Here is an 18,371-nt window from a genome sequence, read left to right as displayed (position 1 = left end):
TAGAAACGGCGTTCAAGAAGCTGCACTTCGGTAATAAGCCAGAACCCTAAAAAATGAGGGGAACCATTTTAAAGCATTAAATGATTTTAAAGAAACTACAGACTCCTTACATTTGAAAACGGCGTTCAAAACCAGCTTCTACGATAATAAGGCAGACGCTATGAAAATAGGAGGAAATATTTTCATAGTGTTTGCCTTATTACTTGAAGCTAAACGGTTTTTTCACGGCCTCTTATTGATAAAACAAATTTTCTGATGGGTAGATGGCTGCACTTGTGATGTCGATTCCTAGTTGTTTTAAGGTTTGTTCATCGTTTTTATTGACCATGACGGTTGAATGGGCTTGCGCACCTTCTAGTTCTGCTAATTTTTCGTAGGCTACTTGTGCAATGGGATTGGTAACGGCACTAATAGATAATGCAATCAATACTTCGTTAAGACTTAGCGTATCCATCGATGAGTGCAGTGCCTTTGATTTCATTCCTTGGATCGTTTCCAATACAAGTGGTGATAGTAATGGGATCTCATCAGAAATATGGGCTAAATGTTTAATAGCATTTAGTATGACAGCTGCAGAAGCATCCATCAATGTACTTGTACGTCCAGTTAAAATGACCTGATCAGGTAATTCAATGGCAATGACTGCGACTGGATCAGCTGAAGGACTTTGAGTTGCTTTTGCGTATTCATGGGCTGGGCGCACGACTTTGCGATCTTCGGGACGTAAGCCGACTTCTTCCATGATTAGTTTGATACGATTCACGGCTTCTTCATCGGTTAATCCTTTTTTAAAGTCACAAGCGGTTTGGAAGTAACGTCTGATAATTTCTTGTTTTGAAGCTTCTTGAACAACTTCATCATCAATGATCCCAAAACCTACTCGATTGACCCCCATATCGGTTGGAGATTGATAAACAGATTCTTTACCTGTGATTTTTTCAATGATCCGTTTGATTACTGGGAATGTTTCTACATCTCGATTATAGTTGACTGCAACTTTATTGTAGGCATCAAAATGAAAAGAATCGATCATGTTCAAATCTTTTAAATCAACGGTCGCTGCTTCATAAGCAATGTTTAAGGGATGTTTCAAAGGCACATTCCAAACAGGGAACGTTTCGAATTTTGAATAACCAGCAGCATTCCCTCTTTGGCTCTCATGGTACAGTTGGTTAAGACAAGTGGCTAACTTACCGCTACCAGGTCCAGGGGCAGTTACAACCACGATTGGTTTTGTCGTCTCGATATAATCATTTTTTCCAAAGCCATCCTCAGAGACGATTTTATCTACATTGACTGGGTAATCTTCAATCTCTGAATGTTTATATACTTTGATATTGCGTCTTTCTAATTTATTGATAAATACTTTTGTAGCTGGCTGACCGTTGTATCTTGTGATTACTACGCTATTAATTGAAAGACCATAACCGCGTAATTCGTCAATGAGACGTAAGATATCCATATCGTAAGTAATTCCATAATCACCACGAATCTTATTTCTTTCAATATCACCAGCATAGACACAAATTAGGATCTCTGCTTGATCTTTTAGTTTTTGCAGAAGTTTGATTTTAGCATCTTCTTCAAATCCAGGCAGAACTCGTTTGGCGTGCTTGTCATCTACTAACTTACCACCAAATTCTAAATACAATTTATCATAGTGATTGACTCGTTCAAGGATATATGCGGACTGTTCTTCAATGTATTTTTCTGAATCAAAACCGATTTTTTTCACTTGGTTCCCTCCTTAAGTACTAAAGCATTTTTTCATTTTTTTCGCATTTCGTCAACTACTAGATAGGAAATCAAGAAACACTCTTATCTAAACACAATTTTTAAAAACCATAAAGAATCCTGAGAAACATGCTTGTCTACAACTTCATTCATTGGTATGATAGTCTTTGATAAGGAAGGTGTCCTATGAAAAAAAGACAAAAAAAGAAAAATGCGTACAAAAAATACATTCGTTCCATTTTTACTGGCTATGAGAAAATGCTAGAAAATAACGAATTAACCGAATTGAAATTCACTTATTTAAATGAAGAAACACTTTTAACACGTGATGAAAATCAGCGGATACATTTCACGACGAGAGATTTACCCAAAAAATAAAAAAGAAAAGAGTGGGGAATCAAAAACACCTCACTCTTTTGTTTTTATAATATAAATGCATCGTCACAAATAATTGAGAACAAATTAAAAAAAGTAGTATTTCTCGAGGATGCAAAGCAATCCAATTAACACTTTTCTACAAGAAAATGATATGATTGTGTTACATAGCAATGAGGAATCAATAAAAATAAGCTAAGAACAGTAGTAAGGAGGTACGTATGATGAAAGAATCACAGCCAGAAGAAACGTATGCGGAAAATGAACAAGAGAAAGACGCTTCTTTTTACGATATCAAGGAAAAAGCGAGTATGAACCTCTCACAACTATTGGAAGATCTTCAAGCATTCGAAGAAGCCGTTCGGGAAGAAAATATTCCAGCAATTTATCAATTATATAATGGTCGTCTGAATGATGAATTAAAAAGAAGTTCCAATGAGAACCATGAAATTGATCAATTATTGATGCGTAAACTTCATGATCATTTTTTACAAGAATTCCCTTTTATGGAACTTGTAGAAACCATTTCACCAACGATGTGTTATTACAAAATCGGGTCTTACTATCATGAAAGACCAACAATCGGCATTGATGCCAGTCTCCCAGAAATTTTTGTATTACCTAACATCGATGCAGAATGGGCAAACTATGCTACGCAACAGGAACGAGATTTTGATAAACAAATCAACGAATTAGAAGCAAAAGTAATCACGGCTCAAACGGAAATTGAGCGCTTGGATGAAAAAATCAAAGAAATCAATAAACAAATCAGTGGATTGGATGATAACAAAGGCTTTTTAAATCGAAAAAAAATCGATGAAGAGATCCAAGCTTTGGAAAAACAAAAGCAAGTCTTTGAAAACGAAAAATCTGGATGGCTCCCTTACATTGAGGAACCTGAAAAAATCCAAAAACAAAAAGAAGCTTTGCTGCAAGAAGAAAAAGCAGATCAGCTGAAAGCTGCGATCGTTGAAAAAGAACAACGTCAAATCAAACGATATTTTGGTGACACAGAAGGATTCAGTCAATCCATCCATCGTTTCTTGATGACTTATCTTGGTAGCGAAAACCCTGGAACAATGGAAGAGGGAGGGAATGAAGCATGAATAAACAAGAAGAGTTTGTCAAAGAAACAGATAATATAGAAGAAGATTTTTCATCTGAAACTTTAGAAGAACAATTAGCTGATGATATAGAAAGTTCTTCAGAGGAATCGGAAACATCCCATGAAGAAACTAAAATTCATGAGAAAGAAAAAGTTGTACCTAATCCAACTGAATTCTATAAAGAAAACATAGAGCATATAGTAGATGAAAATCAGTTTTATCTTTCTGGAAAAGAAAGAGATCATGAAGATATTGTCAGCTTGATTGAAACAGCAGAAGCTGAACTGGCTGATCTTCGTTTACGCAAATATTTAATTGAAGCAGATTTTAATGAACTATTAGTTGCTTATAACCATTACGTATTAGAAAAAGCGCCTATTTCAGCAATTGCCAAAAAAAGTTTGATTGAGTACTTTGCTTATGAACTATTAAAACCACTCAATGATATTGGTTTGAAATTATCAACTCATTCCTATGATGAATGGGAAACAAGACATTTTTCGATCAACTATAGTCTGGATAATCATCAGGAATTGATTTTTTCTTTTGTATTACCGACAATCAACCAAAGATATCAGGTAGAAGCGATCAATTTGCTTCGTATCTCTCCTGAAACTATGACCATTGAAGTAGATGATGAGCGTGTGTTAGCGCTGATTCGTCATTGGTCAGTAGAACGGGCATTTTCATCTGGACAGATCACGATATTCAATCATAAATTGAATCAAGTGTTCGCTCACGCTCGCTCGCTAGGCTTTACCGTTACACAAACGTTGTTAGACAATACAAAACCATTACGACTTGATTTGGTGAGTCAATTTGAGTTGACGGAGTCAGTACTTGATGATATTTTTATTGTAACAATGAAGAACCAAAGTTATGATATGGAAAAAATTACTGAAAATACGTATAATGTCTTACTTGATAAAGGCCAATCGATGCTTATTTCTAAGAGGGAAGGAAATCAGACAAATCTTTCGATATCTTCTGGGGAGTATCATCGTTCCGTCATTGATTTCTTTATCAATTATGAATTTTTGGTACCACTGATGGTACGAAAAGCGTAAATGCTTGGTAACAATGACTGAAGATCGCTTTTCATTTATTCCATTTGGAAAAGTCCTTAAATTCGGGCAACTAAATCAATTAAGAATGAGTTGACCTACAGTTTTAACCCGAAATAAGTCGAAGAATGCCGAAAACAGAAATAGTCTTTCGGTGTCTTCGGCTTATTTTCGGAAGGGAACAAACTCAAAACATTTTACTTAATCAGAACAAGAGGTTGATGCATTCATACATGTGTCATCTCTGTTCTGTTTATGAATAGGAATGAGGGGGAGCTACATTTCTATAGAAATATCAATAAACCCTTTTAAAAAGATAAAAGCAACGTATGAAAGGAGGCCAGCATGACAACAAAAAAGATGGCTCAATTGAGCTTGTTATCTGCGGCTTGTGTTGTTGGAAGGATTATTTTTCAGTTTATCCCGAATTTTCAGCCGATGACAGCTATTTTCTTATGGGTCGTGTTACTATTGGGATTAAGAGATGCTTATATTGTGATGACCTTGTCATTGCTTTTAAGTAGTATTTATTTCGCTATCGGTCCGTGGGTAATTGGTCAGTGGTTAAGTTACGTCCTTGTATTAAGTTTATTTGCACTTATTTTTAATCATTCTTTCTTAAAGAAAAAACGTGGTTTTCTAGCCGTTGGTTTTTTCTTGTCAGGTTTTCTTTACGGGCTAGGCATGACTACTTTTGATGTCGTTTTATACCGTCTTCCTCAACCATTGATTTATTATTTACAGGGAATTTCTTTTGACATGATGCATAGCATTGGTAATCTATTATTTTACATTATATTTTTACCTGTCGTCATGCGATTCAAACAGAATATGGGAGGGAAAAATGAAAAAAACAATTAATTATCTTATTTTGTTAACAGTCAGCATCATATTATTTGCTGGTTGTAGCAACATGGAGAAAAAAACGATAGAAGAAAGTCACACGATAAGCACTGAGGTCCAACATACAGCTACGATCACACTTCAAGAAGATGGAAAAGAGCTAGTTGAGAAAGAAGTCTCATTCATCAAAGGACAAAACTTATTAACGATCCTTCAAGAAAATTTTTCAGTAGAAGAAGATCAAGGTTTCATTACATCCATTGAGGGCCATCAACAGAATAAAAAAGCTCAAAGGTATTGGATGTTTTCAGTTGATGGGAAAAGTGCGAAGGTAGGAGCGAAAGAGATCATTTTAAAAGATGATCAAAAAATCGTCTTTAATTTAGCGAAGATTTGATTGAGATAAAATCATTCGAAAGAAGGCAAGAGAATGGAGAATTTAAAGAAAAGTGGGATGTTTTCTGTGCTTGCTGCTTTAGGTGCTAACCTTTTAGTAGCACTCAGTAAATTCGTTGGCTATGCGATAAGTGGAAGTGCCGCCATGTTGAACGAAAGCATCCATAGTATCGTAGATTGTAGCAATCAGATTTTGCTTTTAATAGGGGACAAACGAGCGGGGCGAGGACAAAGCGACTTGCATCAATTTGGTGAAGGTCGTGCGAAATATTTTTTCAGTACGATCGTCGCTATGATGTTGTTTTTTGGTGGGGGCGCTCTTGGTGTCATGGAAGCCTTTGAAAAGCTGCTCCATCCTGCTCATGAAGTAGGTAATCCATGGATCGTTCTGATGATCTTACTCTTTGGTCTAGCAATTGAAGGAAGCTCTCTACGAATCGCCATGAAAGAAATCCATGAACTGAATACAGAAAAATTATCCACGTTGCATTTTTTGCGAGAAAGTCGTCATAGTGAAATCTTAGTCATTTTTACTGAAGACTTGTGTGCGGTTATCGGTTTAATACTTGCATTAGTAGGCACCATCTTAACAATGATGACTGGGATTGCAGCTTTCGATGCGGTCAGTGGATTGTTGATTGGTTTCTTATTAATGGGAGCTGCGATTTTCTTAGCAAGAGAATTTTATAGTTTAATTATCGGAGAAAGTGTTACTGCATCTGATTTGAGTAAAATCAAACAGGCTTTTAAGCGACCAGAAGTCAACCATTTGATCGATATCAAAACCGTTCACCTTGGGCCAACGGAAATCTTAGTAGCAGCAAAAGTGGACCTATTTGAAAATAAAGACTATCAGATTCACATGATCATCAATGACATCGAGCGGACGATCCGAGAATCTTTAGAAGATAAGAAACTTTATATTTATATTGAAACAGATAAGTATGACCCACATTATCAACGAGCAGTCATTGATCGAAAAGAACAATAAGGGAAATGATCCACGATTTATATATAGGTTTTATTCTGCTGATTTTTAAGATAAACCGTGCATTCACTTATTTGTGAGTAAAGCTTTCCATCAGATATGAAAAATAGCTTGATGGAAGGCTTTTTATTGATTTGAAAGAATAGTTTTTCAACTTACTGCCTTATATTAACTTGCCGATTTTTACTTAAATATAGAGAAAATTCGTTATTGTAATTATCAATTCTAACGAAAATGAGAAAAATATAATTATGTTTTTAATTAAAACGGCTACATTTTTGTTTATTTATGTTACAATAAAGCCGCTTATTTATTTGTTGTAAATAGAAGGAGACGTTTTTCATGAATGAAAGAAAACGTGCGCCGTGGCTACAGTCTTTGCATGCAGTTATGCCACTTTGCCTGAGCTATATTCCTGTTGGATTAGCCTGCGGAGTGTTGTTACAGCAAGTGGGATTCAATCCGATTTTAGCTGGACTGTTGTCGATATTAGTTTTTTCTGGTGGCGCGCAATTTTTAGTTGCTTCGATGTTAGCAACACAAGCACCGTTTGCAACAACACTGTTAATGGTATTTTTTTTGGAATTGCGTTATATCTTATTAGGGTCGAGTCTTTCTGGATTTATGAAGAAAGAAAAACGATTCTTTTTAGCTGTGTTTTCACAATCTTTAAATGATGAAAACTATGCAGTTAACTATTTGAAATATGCTACAGATCCGACATGGAACAAGCGTAAAGCATTATACGTCAATTGGTTTTCAATGGCTTCATGGACACTGAGTAATATGATCGGAAATCTTTTTGGTTCTGTCATTCGAGTAGATGCAGATCTAGTCCATTTTGCATTGACTGCCATGTTTATCTTTATGTTCGTCACACAGATGAAAAATGCTTGGTTGATATTAACAGGTTTATTTTCTGGCGCTTTAGGTGTTTTGTTAATGGTCTTATTTCAAAATACGCTAGGCTTGATTGCGGCCACAATCATTGCTTCACTTGCAGGATTCGGTTTAGAAAAAGCATTTAAAAAAGAAAAATCTAAAAAACGTCGAAATCAAGAAGACGCGGTCGGCGAACCATTATTCCATTTTTCTGAACAGGAGGTCCAACGTCATGACTAAGATGTATCTGCTATTGCTAATCTTTAGTTTATTCATAGTTGCTTATATTCCTCGGGTATTTCCTATGCTGTACTTTACACATCGAAAAGTCCCAGCGTGGTTTGGTGAATGGATGAAATATATCCCTGTCGCTTTATTTGCTAGTCTGGCTTTTAAAGATGTCTTTATTACACATGAACATCTAGATATCGCTTGGAATATCAAGATCGTAGCAATGCTGTTGGTGATAGGAGTAGCGTATAAGACACGTTCAATGGCTTTGTCGGTTTTAACTGGTCTTACTTCCGTCTTTTTGTTATCGATGATTTGAACACTATTGACGAACGATATATAGTGACTTCAGATAGGGTGGAGAAATTTCGGGGAATAAGGTTGAATGATTTGTGTTGGGGGTGACGATGTCATCTCCTTTTTTTATTTCTAAAAAGAATACAACCAACGATTTGTCCTTATTTGTTTTTTTGCTATAATAGGGAAGATGTCGATTCTAAATATAGATAGTTGAGGAAGATTTAATGAATAAAAAGTTAATGCAAGGAACATTTTGGCTTACTTTTGCCAATTTGCTCTGTAAAGTTTTAGGTGTTATCTATTTAATTCCCTGGTTAAGTATGATGGGAAACAATCAAGATGGGATGTTAGCGACCACATTATACAACGTCGGCTATTTACCATATGGACTGTTTTTGATGCTTGGTACTGTAGGATTTCCTAATGCTATTGCCAAAAAAGTGGCAGTTGCAAGCAAAAATGAAGACGATCAAGCTTGTCGGATCATTTTTCGTAGCACCATCAATATCATGTTTGTCATCGGGATCATTTCTGCTGTTTTGATGTATTTATTTGCTCCAGCACTTGCTAGCATCAGTCCGATCTCAAATACAAACAATGGTATTTTAGCGATTCGAAGTCTTTGTCCTTCCTTAGTAGCGATTCCTGTATTGAGTGCAATGCGTGGCTATTTCCAAGGGAAAAACAATCTGCGTCCTTATGGTACTTCATTGATTATTGAACAAGCTGTACGTGTCTTAGTGATTCTAGGAGGAACTTTTTATCTACGTGTACTGACAGATGGAACGATCGTCCAAGCTGTCTTAATTAGTACAGTAGCATCTTTCTTTGGTGGGCTAGCTGCGATTCTCCATATGTATTTTGTTGGTCAAAAAAATGATTATTTCCGATTAAACGATTTTGGAATTTCTAGTCGCTATTTCCAAAAAGAAAATCGTTCAGCATCCGTATCGATTATTCGAGAAACATTGCCTTTTATTTATGTAGGTTCTGTGATCACTATTGTTCAGATGATTGACCAAGTAACGATGAAACCTTTCTTACATTTTTTCAGACCAGAAATTGCTGATCAGCAACTTGAGTTTCTTTTCAGCCGTGCCTCGGTTAATCCAAATAAATTAACGTTGATCTTGATTTCAATGGTAGGTACGGTAGCAATCAGCAGTTTACCCTTATTAAGTACATTAGGGAAAAAAGACCGTCAACAAATTGAAAAAATCGTTGGGGACAGCTTTTCGATTGCGCTCTTGATTTTATTGCCTTCTCTAGCAGGAATGTCTTTACTAGCAGGGCCTTTGTATACACTATTTTTTGGTTATGATCCAGACAGTGTCGGCTATTTCCAAATGGCACTTTTAGCCTCATTGTTCTTTTCTTTATTTACTATTTTATCCACGATGCTTCAATCGCTGAATCATCACCTAGTGGCTATCAAATTGACTACTGAAGCGATCATTTTGAAAATTGTCTTCCAAGCGATCGGATTGGCTCTGTTTGGTGGTTATGGTATGAGTCTATCCAATACCTTCGCTTTTGGAATTGTTTTTGTTCAAGGATATCAATATATGTGTCGTGAATATCGGATTTCTCCATTTGCAAAAATCAATGAGTTTTTCTTAAAAACTTTCCGCTCAACTATGTTAATGCTTGGTATCTGTTTTATTCTCTTTATTTTATTGAATCTATCTCTGTCCATGACCTCGAAAACGCATGCTATGATTTATTGTATCGTGCTTGGAGGAGTAGGCGGTGTCTCCTTCCTTTTTGCTCAATTTGGCAGAAATGCTTTGCAAATAGTGAAACATTTTAAACGATAGATGTTGAGAATACTTTTGAAAGATTCGTGACTCATTTATATATTTATAGTTATTTATTTATTCTTCGCCTGGGTTTCTTTAGCTCCAGGCGATTTCTTTGTTTCTTGGTTGTTATTCTTCTTCATGTTGTTGAGAAAGGTTCAAATCTAATCTGACTTATGATATAGTATTATGGACGATTAAAATTCTTTGAAACGAGGAACTTAAATAAATGAAACTTGCAATAGTTACTGATAGTACGGCTTTCTTGCCGGAACGCATTCAAAATCATCCTGATTTATTCGTGATTCCGATCCCGATTATTTTGGATGGTAAAATTTACAATGAGGGCATTGATATCAAAGCAGATGAGTATTATGGCTTATTAAAAAATAGTAAAGATTTTCCGACCACTTCACAGCCTGCGGTGGGAGAGGTGTTATCGTTATATGAAAATCTTAAGTCTAAAGGGTATGATACGGTCTTAAGCATCCATTTATCTTCTGGGATTTCCGGATTTGTCAATACGTTATTTGCGATGAAAGATGACATAGAAGATATGGCAATCTATCCTTATGATTCCAAGATCACAAGTATGCCCATGGGACACATGGTAGAAGCAGCATTAGATTTAAACGATGCTGGACGTTCTCTTGAAGAAATCCTAGCGCATGTCGATCGAATCAGAGATAATACGTATGCTTACTTGATTGTTGATGATCTCAATAATTTAGTCCGTGGCGGGCGATTAACCAATGGAGCAGCACTTATCGGTGGGTTATTAAAAATCAAACCGATTCTGACATTCTCGGATGGGAAGATCGTTTTATTCGAAAAAATACGTTCAAGTAAAAAAGCTTTTGCACGTGCAGAAATGATCATCGGCAAAAGAAACGATGAGATCAGACCGCCTGTTAAATTGTATGTGATCCATGCAAATAATTTAGAAGTAGCAAAAGAAGAAAAAGCCAAACTTCAAAAACAGTATCCAGAAGCTGATATCGAGATTGGCCACTTTGGTCCAGTTATTGGTAGCCACTTAGGGGAGAAGGCAATCGGTATTGCCATCTCTGCTCAGTAAAAAGAAACTGAAAGAAGTAAAATTTTCGTTAACCCTACATAGATGATGACGAAAAATGAAAGGCAGACAAGATATAATGGTGTAAAAATGGTGTTGTACTTGATTTTCGGGTATCTTGAATCAGCACGTTCGGTTTTTCAGTATCTTATTTTTATCGGATTGACGGTTGCTGGTTATGCAACCTCTGCTTTCAATTAATGAAGGGTATATGAAATTGAATGATCACTAAAATTAAATAAAGAGTGCTTATCAGCCATTAGCTAGCTTTCGAAAGTAAAGTGGATCGTGAAAATAGGATACCTATTCATGATCCACTTTATTCTTTGAAATAGGATACTTCTGGGCTTCACTTTTTTGCATTTAAGAACTATTTGCTTTATACTAGCGCATATCGGAAACTGTGACTCAAGGATACCTTCTAGAATCTAAAAACAGGTTCTAACAGCTGTACTTTGGAAATCTGACAGTACGCTGTTGTCACACAACAAAGGAGTGTCTATTATGGAAATACCAACAAATCAAAAACATAAACCAGTGATCGTTGTTGAAGACTATGATTTAGTAGATGGAAGAAATGCGTTGCATACGGATGTGAAAGGTCTATCTTTAGGTCTTACTACAGGAAATGACGATGAAAAAACAGAGATTTCTGGGAAAATCTGGCGTCAGACAGAAGAGGGATGGTCGAATGATTCTGAAGAGTTACCAATTACTAGAATCTTAGATCTAGCAATCCTAGTCGCACAAGGCAGTCTTTATTTTCAAGATGCGTACCGCTATGAGAAATTTTACGATCCGGAAAATACGCTCATTGATATTATCGGTTTGCAAGGGAATCGTATGACAGTGGAAGTCGATACAAAAAATCCTGAGATCGATGAGAACATCTTGAGCTACTATGATGCGCTCCAAAAAGAAGGGGAACTTCTTGGTGAACGTTTTAGGATTCTGAAACGTTTATTAGATGATTTAGGATATTAAACTTTTAAGGGACGTGTATGATGGAAAATTTCTCATTAACAGAAGATCGGCGTTTCACATCGATCGAAAAACAAATGATTTGGCAAAAGCCAGATAGTCATCGTACGAGTATAGAGGAAAAAAGAATTGCTTCAGAAATCAAGGCGAACTGGCATGATCCAGAAATGAAGATCAGTAATGTATTGCTTGAAGGGGATGCTGGATCAGGGAAGACTCAATTAGCGAAAGCTTTATCTCATGATCTCCAACTACCATATACCAAAGTCACTTGTTTTGCTGATATGGATAAATCGGACGTATTTGGTGCGTTACTTCCTGTAGTTGATTCCAGTCAGGAAGAAGATCAAGAATTATTCGAAGCAATCTATCAGACAGAAACATTAGATGCTGTCTTACAATTGATCCAACAACACTATGGACTTACCCCAGAAGGAGCTAAACGGAAATTAGCTCAACTTGTCCAACGGATTGAAGAAAACCAAGAAAGTAGTCTTCATTATAACTATTATCCTTCAGAAATCGTTCGAGCGATTGAAAAAGGCTATTTGCTAGAAATCCAAGAGCCAACGGTGATCCGTGATGCCTCTGTTCTTGTTGCTTTAAATTCAGCATTGGAGCCAAACGGATTGTTGAATCTGCCAACTGGTGTCATCCGTCGCCATCCAGACTGTGTGATCGTTATCACTACAAATCGCAACTATCAAGGAAATCGACCATTAAATGAATCTTTACGAGATCGTATGCAGCATGCAGAGAAAATGGATCTACCTGATTTAGGCGTGATGGTTGAACGGGCGATAAGTAAGACATCAGTCAATGAGCCAGAACTGTTGCATAAAATGGCTGAAATCATTAGGCTACTTGATCAAACGGCTAAAGCCAATGCGATAAAAGGAGTCGCTGGGATGCGTTCTTACTTTTATTGGGTTAATACAATGAAACAAGGACAAAATCTTCTTCAATCTCTCTATCCTAAAGTACTCTATAAGCTCACTACAGATTCAGATGAGTTACAAATTCTAATGGAGGCTTTGACTGAAAGTAATCTGTTGATTGAATTAGAAGCTTTACTTAGAAATGAAACTCATCAAAAACGCCTTGCTCGTATATCTCAGACAAAGGGAAGAACGATCAGCCAGGAAGAAGCAGAAGATCGTCAGATCGAATCTTTAGCTGCAGAAACCAATTCTTTACAATCTGAAGGAACATTTGAAGAAAAAATCGAAGAAGAATCAAAACCATCAATGGAAGAAACTTCAACTACTTTTCCTGTTTCAGAAAAAGAAAGAAGTCAGGAAGTCGAAGGACATCACCAGAAAGAATATGCAGAAGAGACAGAAGACAAATCAGATAAAATGTCTGCTTCTGATATGGAAGCCTATGATCAAGCAATCAAACGTGAATTAAATAAAGAAGCACGACAATTGATGAAAGGAACGATCCATGAAAAAGAAGGGATGATCCTACATCGACCTAAATTCACCCCCAACGATCCAGAAGCAAAAGACATACGTCAAGAAGTCTTACCTGTCGTCGAATCATTGAGCCGGCAGATTCTAGATTTGTTAGACAATGAAGATGGGGTATCATATCAAAAAGGAAAATATGAAGGACAGCGGTTCAATGCCACTCGCATTGCATATGGCGATCTACGCTACTTTGATAAGAAAAATCCTCCGCACGAACAACCATCTTTAGCAGTTGCAATCCGGATCGATGAATCAGGTTCAATGATTCGTGATGAGCGAATGATGGCTGCGAAAAAAGCCGCAATAGCAGTGGCTGCTTTTGCTCAACGTGTCGATATCCCTTTAATGATCTATGGGGATACTGCAGATGTCTCCGCACGCGAAAAAACGTCTGTTTTTTCCTACAAGGAATTCACCGACACCTACCATTGGCTAGATGACAAACTTGTAACTATGAAACCAAGGCAAAATAATCGTGATGGAGCTGTGATTCGTTTAGTGGCTGAAAAATTGAGCCAACAAACTGCTACGACAAAACTACTGATCAATATCAGCGATGGTCAGCCTAAAGCTTTACCGGATTATACCGGTGCTAAAGCAAAAAAAGATATTCAAGAGGTATTGGCAGATTATGAGCGACAAGAAATCGTATTTGTCTCTGCAGCCATCGGCCAAGACAAGCAGGAAATCAAAGGTATTTATGGCGATAATCGTTTCATCGATATTACCGACCTGAACGATTTTCCGAAACAAATGATCCAATTGATTTCTCGATATCTTTAAGAAAATAAGTCGTTATGAATAAAAGAAAAATCTAAGCAACAAATTCATCACTTAGTTGCTTAGATTTTTCTCTTTTTTTAACAATTTTTGTATCTTATGGAATAATCTATTCTCTGCAATTCGTTAACGGTAACAAGTCCACGAAGAAAATCGAGTAGGTTATAATGTAAAAAAGGAGGGGAAGCAATGAAGCATACAAGAACATGGTGGAAAGAAGCCGTTGGCTATCAAATCTATCCTGCTAGTTTCAAAGATAGTAATGGAGATGGTGTCGGAGATATTAACGGGATTCGTGAAAAACTACCTTATCTGAAAAACTTGGGCATTGATTTTATTTGGATCAATCCAATTTATCTTTCACCATTTATTGATAACGGTTACGATATTAGCGACTATCAAGCCATCCATCCAAAATTTGGGTCAATGGCTGAGTTTGATGCCTTATTAGAAGAAGCACACCAGTTGGAAATCAAAATCATCATGGATTTAGTGATCAACCACACGTCAGATCAACATGAATGGTTTATCGAATCTAGAAAAACAACGGATAATCCATATAGAGATTATTATATTTGGGTGGACGGAACGCCTGATCAAGTACCGAATGACTGGCAATCGATTTTTGGTGGATCGGTCTGGGAATACGATGAACAAACGGGGCAGTATTACTTACACATCTTCGCCAAGGAACAACCTGATCTCAATTGGGAAAACGATCAATTAAAAGAAGAACTCTTCACGATGATCCGCTGGTGGTTAGATAAAGGGGTTGATGGATTTCGTCTAGATGCAATCTCGCACGTTAAGAAAGATGAATACTCGGTAAAAGCAACAGAAAACCCTTTTTCTCCTTTTCAAAATGTATCAGGTATCGATGAATATCTAACAGAATTAAAAGACCTATTTGATGAATATGCAATTATGACAGTTGGAGAAGCCAGTGGTGTAACTGCTCAAGAAGGTCCTAAATGGGTAGGCGAAGATGGGTATTTCGATATGATTTTTGAATTTGATCATATTTCGATTTGGAAACATGAAAAAGAAGGAGATTTAGACGTCTTAAACTTGAAGAAGTCCTTAAGTGCATGGCAGGAGGCATTAGATGGGAATGGTTGGAATGCTTTATATATGGAAAATCATGATGTTCCACGTTTAGTTTCTGTTTTTGGTGATCCCCAGCGATTTTGGCAAGATTCCGCAAAAGCCATCGGTATGATGTATTTCTTTTTGCAAGGAACCCCCTTTATTTATCAAGGACAAGAAATCGGGATGACAAATATGCCTTTTGAATCCATTGATCAAATCAATGCCTTAGATTCAAAACGATTGCATCAAGAACTCCTTAAAGAAGGAAAGACCCCAGAAATAGCTCTTGATATTGTTGCAGACACTACCAGAGACAACAGTCGAACACCGATGCAGTGGTCGGATGAAAGCTATGCCGGCTTTTCGACAAATAAACCATGGTTAGTTCTTAACCCTAATTTTAAAACGATTAATGTTGTTGAACAAGAGCAAGATGATTCTTCGATTTTTCATTTTTATAAGGAGATGATTCGAGTACGTCGTGAACATCTAGGATTGATCTATGGTTCTTTCAAAGAGTATCTGCCTGAGCATGCTCAATTATACATTTATGAACGCTATCTGACAGAAGAACGCTATTTGATTATGGTCAATCTGACAGATGAACCAGCCTCTTATGTTTTACCGACAGAGCTCGATACTAAGTGGCAGCTACTCATGGGGAATCAGAAAGACCAACACTTTGAAATTCAAGGAACACTTGCACCTTATGAAGCACGTATTTATCGGAAAAAATAAGTAATAAAGCAGCTGAGTAGAGAAATACAAAAGAGAAGGTAACAGAAGCATACAGTATAAACAAGGTATACTAAGATAAAAATAAGCGAATAACCTGAAAAATAGGAAAAACCTATATTCAGGTTATTCGTTTTTTTTAGATACATAGAACTTCTGATAATTAGTTAGTCAAATGCAACCTTAGAAAGAGATCAGCGAATGCAAGTTCTCTTTATCATTAATGTCACTAGAAGGTAGTCAATGATGAAATAAGTTATGGATGGCAAATCTATTTAAAAGCATGAATAGAACACTAGTGCAGTCAGTTTCTCTCACTTTTTTTAGTTAAAAACTAGAAATTCAAATAAAGGAGTACTAGCTGATCTATAATATCGTTGTATGGCGAAATGATACTTTTTGTTTCTATATTCTACAAATAGAAAAACAATAAAAACGATAGGAAGAGGGTGTACCATTTTTCGTTTGTATTTGACTCATGGATAGTTTGATTGGCCGTACTCATGTGATTATTCTAGATATTGAGCGCGAGGGCCGCCAATGTATTTGGGTCTTGTGCGTAACGCTGTCACGTGAGCTTTTCCCAAAGTGTTCGAGCGAGGACGAACAGGGACTTGAACATGTTTGATATGCATACCGATAGCTGTGTCGCCGATATCGATTCCGGCTTGAGCAACAACATGTTCGACTTCGACAGGATCGCTAAACTGCTCAAAAGCAGCAACTGAACAAGCGCCACCTGCGTGAAGTGCTGGTACAACTGAGACGATCTCTAAGTTTTTCTTCTCGGCCACGGAACGTTCAACGACTAAGGCACGATTTAAATGTTCGCAGCCTTGGACAGCTAAAGCGATATGCAATGGATCAAGGATTCCTTTCAATGTTTTGATCACCCATTGGCCAACCATGGCACTTGATTGTTTTCCGATAGTTCCGCCAACGATTTCGCTCGTACTACAACCGAGTACAAATAGATCACCGGCTTTTAGATTTGCTACACTTAAAATATCTGAGACCATTTCAGTGAGTTGTTCATTTAGTTGTTTTTCTGTTAATTCCATATGGATTTCCTTTCTATCACATGTGTTTGAGAATAATTGATTACATCCTAAATTGTTTAAAGCGATCAAATCGCATGAATGTACGAGTCAAGGGGACAGCTAAAAGAATACCTGCAATATTTTGAATCAGATTGCTTGGAAGAGAGGCAACTCCGGCAGGCCAATCGTACAGGAACCAACCGGCAAAGAAATAACCAAGCATCATAATGATGGTTCCAAAAGTTAAACCAAGTCCTAAGCGAATCGGACCTTTATTTGCAAAATAACCTACGACTAGCCCTTGTAATCCATGAATGATCAGTGAAAAAAACGCCCATTGAGGATAGCCAGATAATAAATCTATGAACAAACCACTGGATGCACCAACAACCAATCCGCCAAGTGGACCAAATAAGGATGCAGTAGTATAAATTCCAGCTTCACAAAGTGTGATGAAACCATTCGTTCCCGGAATAGGAATCAAAATCACGAGTGAGATTGCTACTGTTAAAGCGGTCAACATCGCATAAATCGTTATTCTTCTAGTATTCATTTCTTAATCAACTCCTTTTCCTGTGGACCAAACACTCCCTGTTTGATTATTCATCATGACACCATTTAAGATACATTCATAGACGTAATCTTTACTATAAGCTATTGCCTCGGGAAGTGTCTTGCCTTTGACAAGATTTGCTGCAATCGCAGAAGAAAAAGTGCAACCAGCGCCATTGACAGTCGTCTTTTGTAACTTTTTCCGTTTGAACTTGATAAAGATGTCTCCGTCATAGAGAAGATCTAAGGCTTCATTCCCCATGATACCAGCACCGCCTTTGATCACAACGTTTTTCGCACCTAACGAATAAATTTTTTGCGCACAGGTTTCCATTTGAGTGACAGTCGTTACTACTTCATTTGATAGCAAAGAGGCTTCCTTCAAGTTGGGGGTGACTACATCAACTAATGGGAATAATTCCAGAATGATTTTTTCTGTATATTCTTTATTCGCAGCAGTACTCGTTTCTTTGAATGCTAAAACAGGGTCAAGTATGATCGGTATCCCAGTATTCATTTTGAGAAAATCACGAACGACTTCAATGGCTTCCAGTGAATGTAACAATCCAATTTTGATTCCGTCAAGTTGGGTCATGGATTGTATGGATTGAAGTTGTCTTTCCAACCATATTGCTGGCAGATCTTCTAGGACAAAATGCCCATTTTCATCTAACATCCCCACACAGGTCAAAGCACTCATGCCAAAAAGATGATAATTTTCAAATGTTTTTAGATCAGATTGGATCCCACCGCCAGCGAAAGGGTCCGATCCACCAATCGTCATTATTTTTTTCATCGACTTTCCTCCATTTCCTTCAGTATAGCGTTTAACAGAGAAAATAAAAACAGCCAATTGGCAGATTATTATATCAGCCAATTTTTCAAAAGCAAAAACGGCTGTGACATAAGTTTTCCAACAAACCGAATAC

Annotated in this window: 17 protein-coding genes; 13 read left to right on the top strand and 4 right to left on the bottom strand. The window is 37.0% G+C overall.

Going from position 1 to position 18,371, the window contains the following annotated elements; all coding sequences use genetic code 11:
• Nucleotides 1-232: 232 nt before the first annotated feature.
• Entirely contained in the window at nucleotides 233-1,735 is a 1,503-nt protein-coding gene (locus A5844_RS00260; RefSeq protein WP_086283078.1) for a DUF1846 domain-containing protein, read from the bottom strand.
• A gap of 185 nt (nucleotides 1,736-1,920) precedes the next feature.
• Here A5844_RS00260 and A5844_RS00255 point away from each other — a divergent pair, with 185 nt between their 5' ends.
• The 13 genes from A5844_RS00255 (at nucleotide 1,921) to A5844_RS00195 (ending at nucleotide 15,853) form a co-directional block, all read left to right on the top strand.
• Entirely contained in the window at nucleotides 1,921-2,112 is a 192-nt protein-coding gene (locus A5844_RS00255; protein WP_086283077.1) for a hypothetical protein, read from the top strand.
• Nucleotides 2,113-2,333: 221 nt separating this feature from the next.
• The gene (locus A5844_RS00250; protein WP_086283076.1) at nucleotides 2,334-3,215 is read left to right on the top strand and encodes a viral A-type inclusion protein; all 882 of its coding nucleotides are present in this window, start codon (nucleotides 2,334-2,336) and stop codon (nucleotides 3,213-3,215) included.
• Nucleotides 3,212-4,282 (top strand): hypothetical protein, encoded by a 1,071-nt coding sequence (locus A5844_RS00245; protein ID WP_086283075.1) that lies wholly within the window; start codon nucleotides 3,212-3,214, stop codon nucleotides 4,280-4,282. The genes A5844_RS00250 and A5844_RS00245 overlap by 4 nt, the downstream gene beginning before the upstream one ends.
• A gap of 342 nt (nucleotides 4,283-4,624) precedes the next feature.
• Complete coding sequence (locus A5844_RS00240) at nucleotides 4,625-5,140, top strand: hypothetical protein (RefSeq protein ID WP_086283074.1); 516 nt, start codon at nucleotides 4,625-4,627, stop codon at nucleotides 5,138-5,140.
• Nucleotides 5,124-5,519, top strand: a complete 396-nt coding sequence (locus A5844_RS00235) for a DUF4430 domain-containing protein (protein WP_086283073.1) — start codon at nucleotides 5,124-5,126, stop codon at nucleotides 5,517-5,519. The genes A5844_RS00240 and A5844_RS00235 overlap by 17 nt, the downstream gene beginning before the upstream one ends.
• Nucleotides 5,520-5,552: 33 nt before the next feature.
• Complete coding sequence (locus tag A5844_RS00230) at nucleotides 5,553-6,509, top strand: cation diffusion facilitator family transporter (protein WP_086283072.1); 957 nt, start codon at nucleotides 5,553-5,555, stop codon at nucleotides 6,507-6,509.
• 339 nt (nucleotides 6,510-6,848) lie between these two features.
• The gene (locus A5844_RS00225; protein ID WP_086283071.1) at nucleotides 6,849-7,628 is read left to right on the top strand and encodes an AzlC family ABC transporter permease; all 780 of its coding nucleotides are present in this window, start codon (nucleotides 6,849-6,851) and stop codon (nucleotides 7,626-7,628) included.
• Nucleotides 7,621-7,938, top strand: coding sequence for an AzlD domain-containing protein (locus A5844_RS00220; RefSeq protein WP_086283070.1), 318 nt, complete (start codon nucleotides 7,621-7,623; stop codon nucleotides 7,936-7,938). The genes A5844_RS00225 and A5844_RS00220 overlap by 8 nt, the downstream gene beginning before the upstream one ends.
• 205 nt (nucleotides 7,939-8,143) lie before the next feature.
• Nucleotides 8,144-9,736, top strand: coding sequence for an oligosaccharide flippase family protein (locus A5844_RS00215; protein WP_086283069.1), 1,593 nt, complete (start codon nucleotides 8,144-8,146; stop codon nucleotides 9,734-9,736).
• A 211-nt stretch (nucleotides 9,737-9,947) separates the two neighbouring features.
• Complete coding sequence (locus A5844_RS00210) at nucleotides 9,948-10,796, top strand: DegV family protein (protein ID WP_086283068.1); 849 nt, start codon at nucleotides 9,948-9,950, stop codon at nucleotides 10,794-10,796.
• 501 nt (nucleotides 10,797-11,297) lie between these two features.
• Nucleotides 11,298-11,777, top strand: a complete 480-nt coding sequence (locus tag A5844_RS00205; RefSeq protein ID WP_086283067.1) for a DUF6530 family protein — start codon at nucleotides 11,298-11,300, stop codon at nucleotides 11,775-11,777.
• Between the two features lie 20 nt (nucleotides 11,778-11,797).
• Nucleotides 11,798-14,029, top strand: a complete 2,232-nt coding sequence (locus A5844_RS00200) for an AAA family ATPase (protein ID WP_086283066.1) — start codon at nucleotides 11,798-11,800, stop codon at nucleotides 14,027-14,029.
• 186 nt (nucleotides 14,030-14,215) lie between these two features.
• Nucleotides 14,216-15,853: a glycoside hydrolase family 13 protein gene (locus A5844_RS00195; RefSeq protein ID WP_086283065.1), complete on the top strand. Its 1,638-nt coding sequence runs from the start codon at nucleotides 14,216-14,218 to the stop codon at nucleotides 15,851-15,853.
• Between the two features lie 506 nt (nucleotides 15,854-16,359).
• Here the strand turns inward: A5844_RS00195 and A5844_RS00190 are convergent.
• From A5844_RS00190 to A5844_RS00180, 3 genes are read right to left on the bottom strand one after another with little or no spacing between them, the layout of a single operon-like run.
• Nucleotides 16,360-16,911 carry a TIGR01440 family protein gene (locus tag A5844_RS00190; protein WP_086283064.1) on the bottom strand — a complete coding sequence of 184 codons (552 nt, stop codon included), beginning with the start codon at nucleotides 16,909-16,911 and terminating at the stop codon, nucleotides 16,360-16,362.
• 40 nt (nucleotides 16,912-16,951) lie between these two features.
• Nucleotides 16,952-17,443, bottom strand: a complete 492-nt coding sequence (locus A5844_RS00185) for an ECF transporter S component (protein ID WP_086283063.1) — start codon at nucleotides 17,441-17,443, stop codon at nucleotides 16,952-16,954.
• A 3-nt stretch (nucleotides 17,444-17,446) separates the two neighbouring features.
• Entirely contained in the window at nucleotides 17,447-18,238 is a 792-nt protein-coding gene (locus tag A5844_RS00180) for a bifunctional hydroxymethylpyrimidine kinase/phosphomethylpyrimidine kinase (protein WP_086283062.1), read from the bottom strand.
• Between the last annotated feature and the right edge of the window lie 133 nt (nucleotides 18,239-18,371).

The organism is Candidatus Enterococcus wittei (assembly GCF_002140175.1).
GTDB lineage: Bacteria > Bacillota > Bacilli > Lactobacillales > Enterococcaceae > Enterococcus_B > Enterococcus_B wittei.
This window is presented reverse-complemented; position numbering and strand designations above follow the sequence as displayed.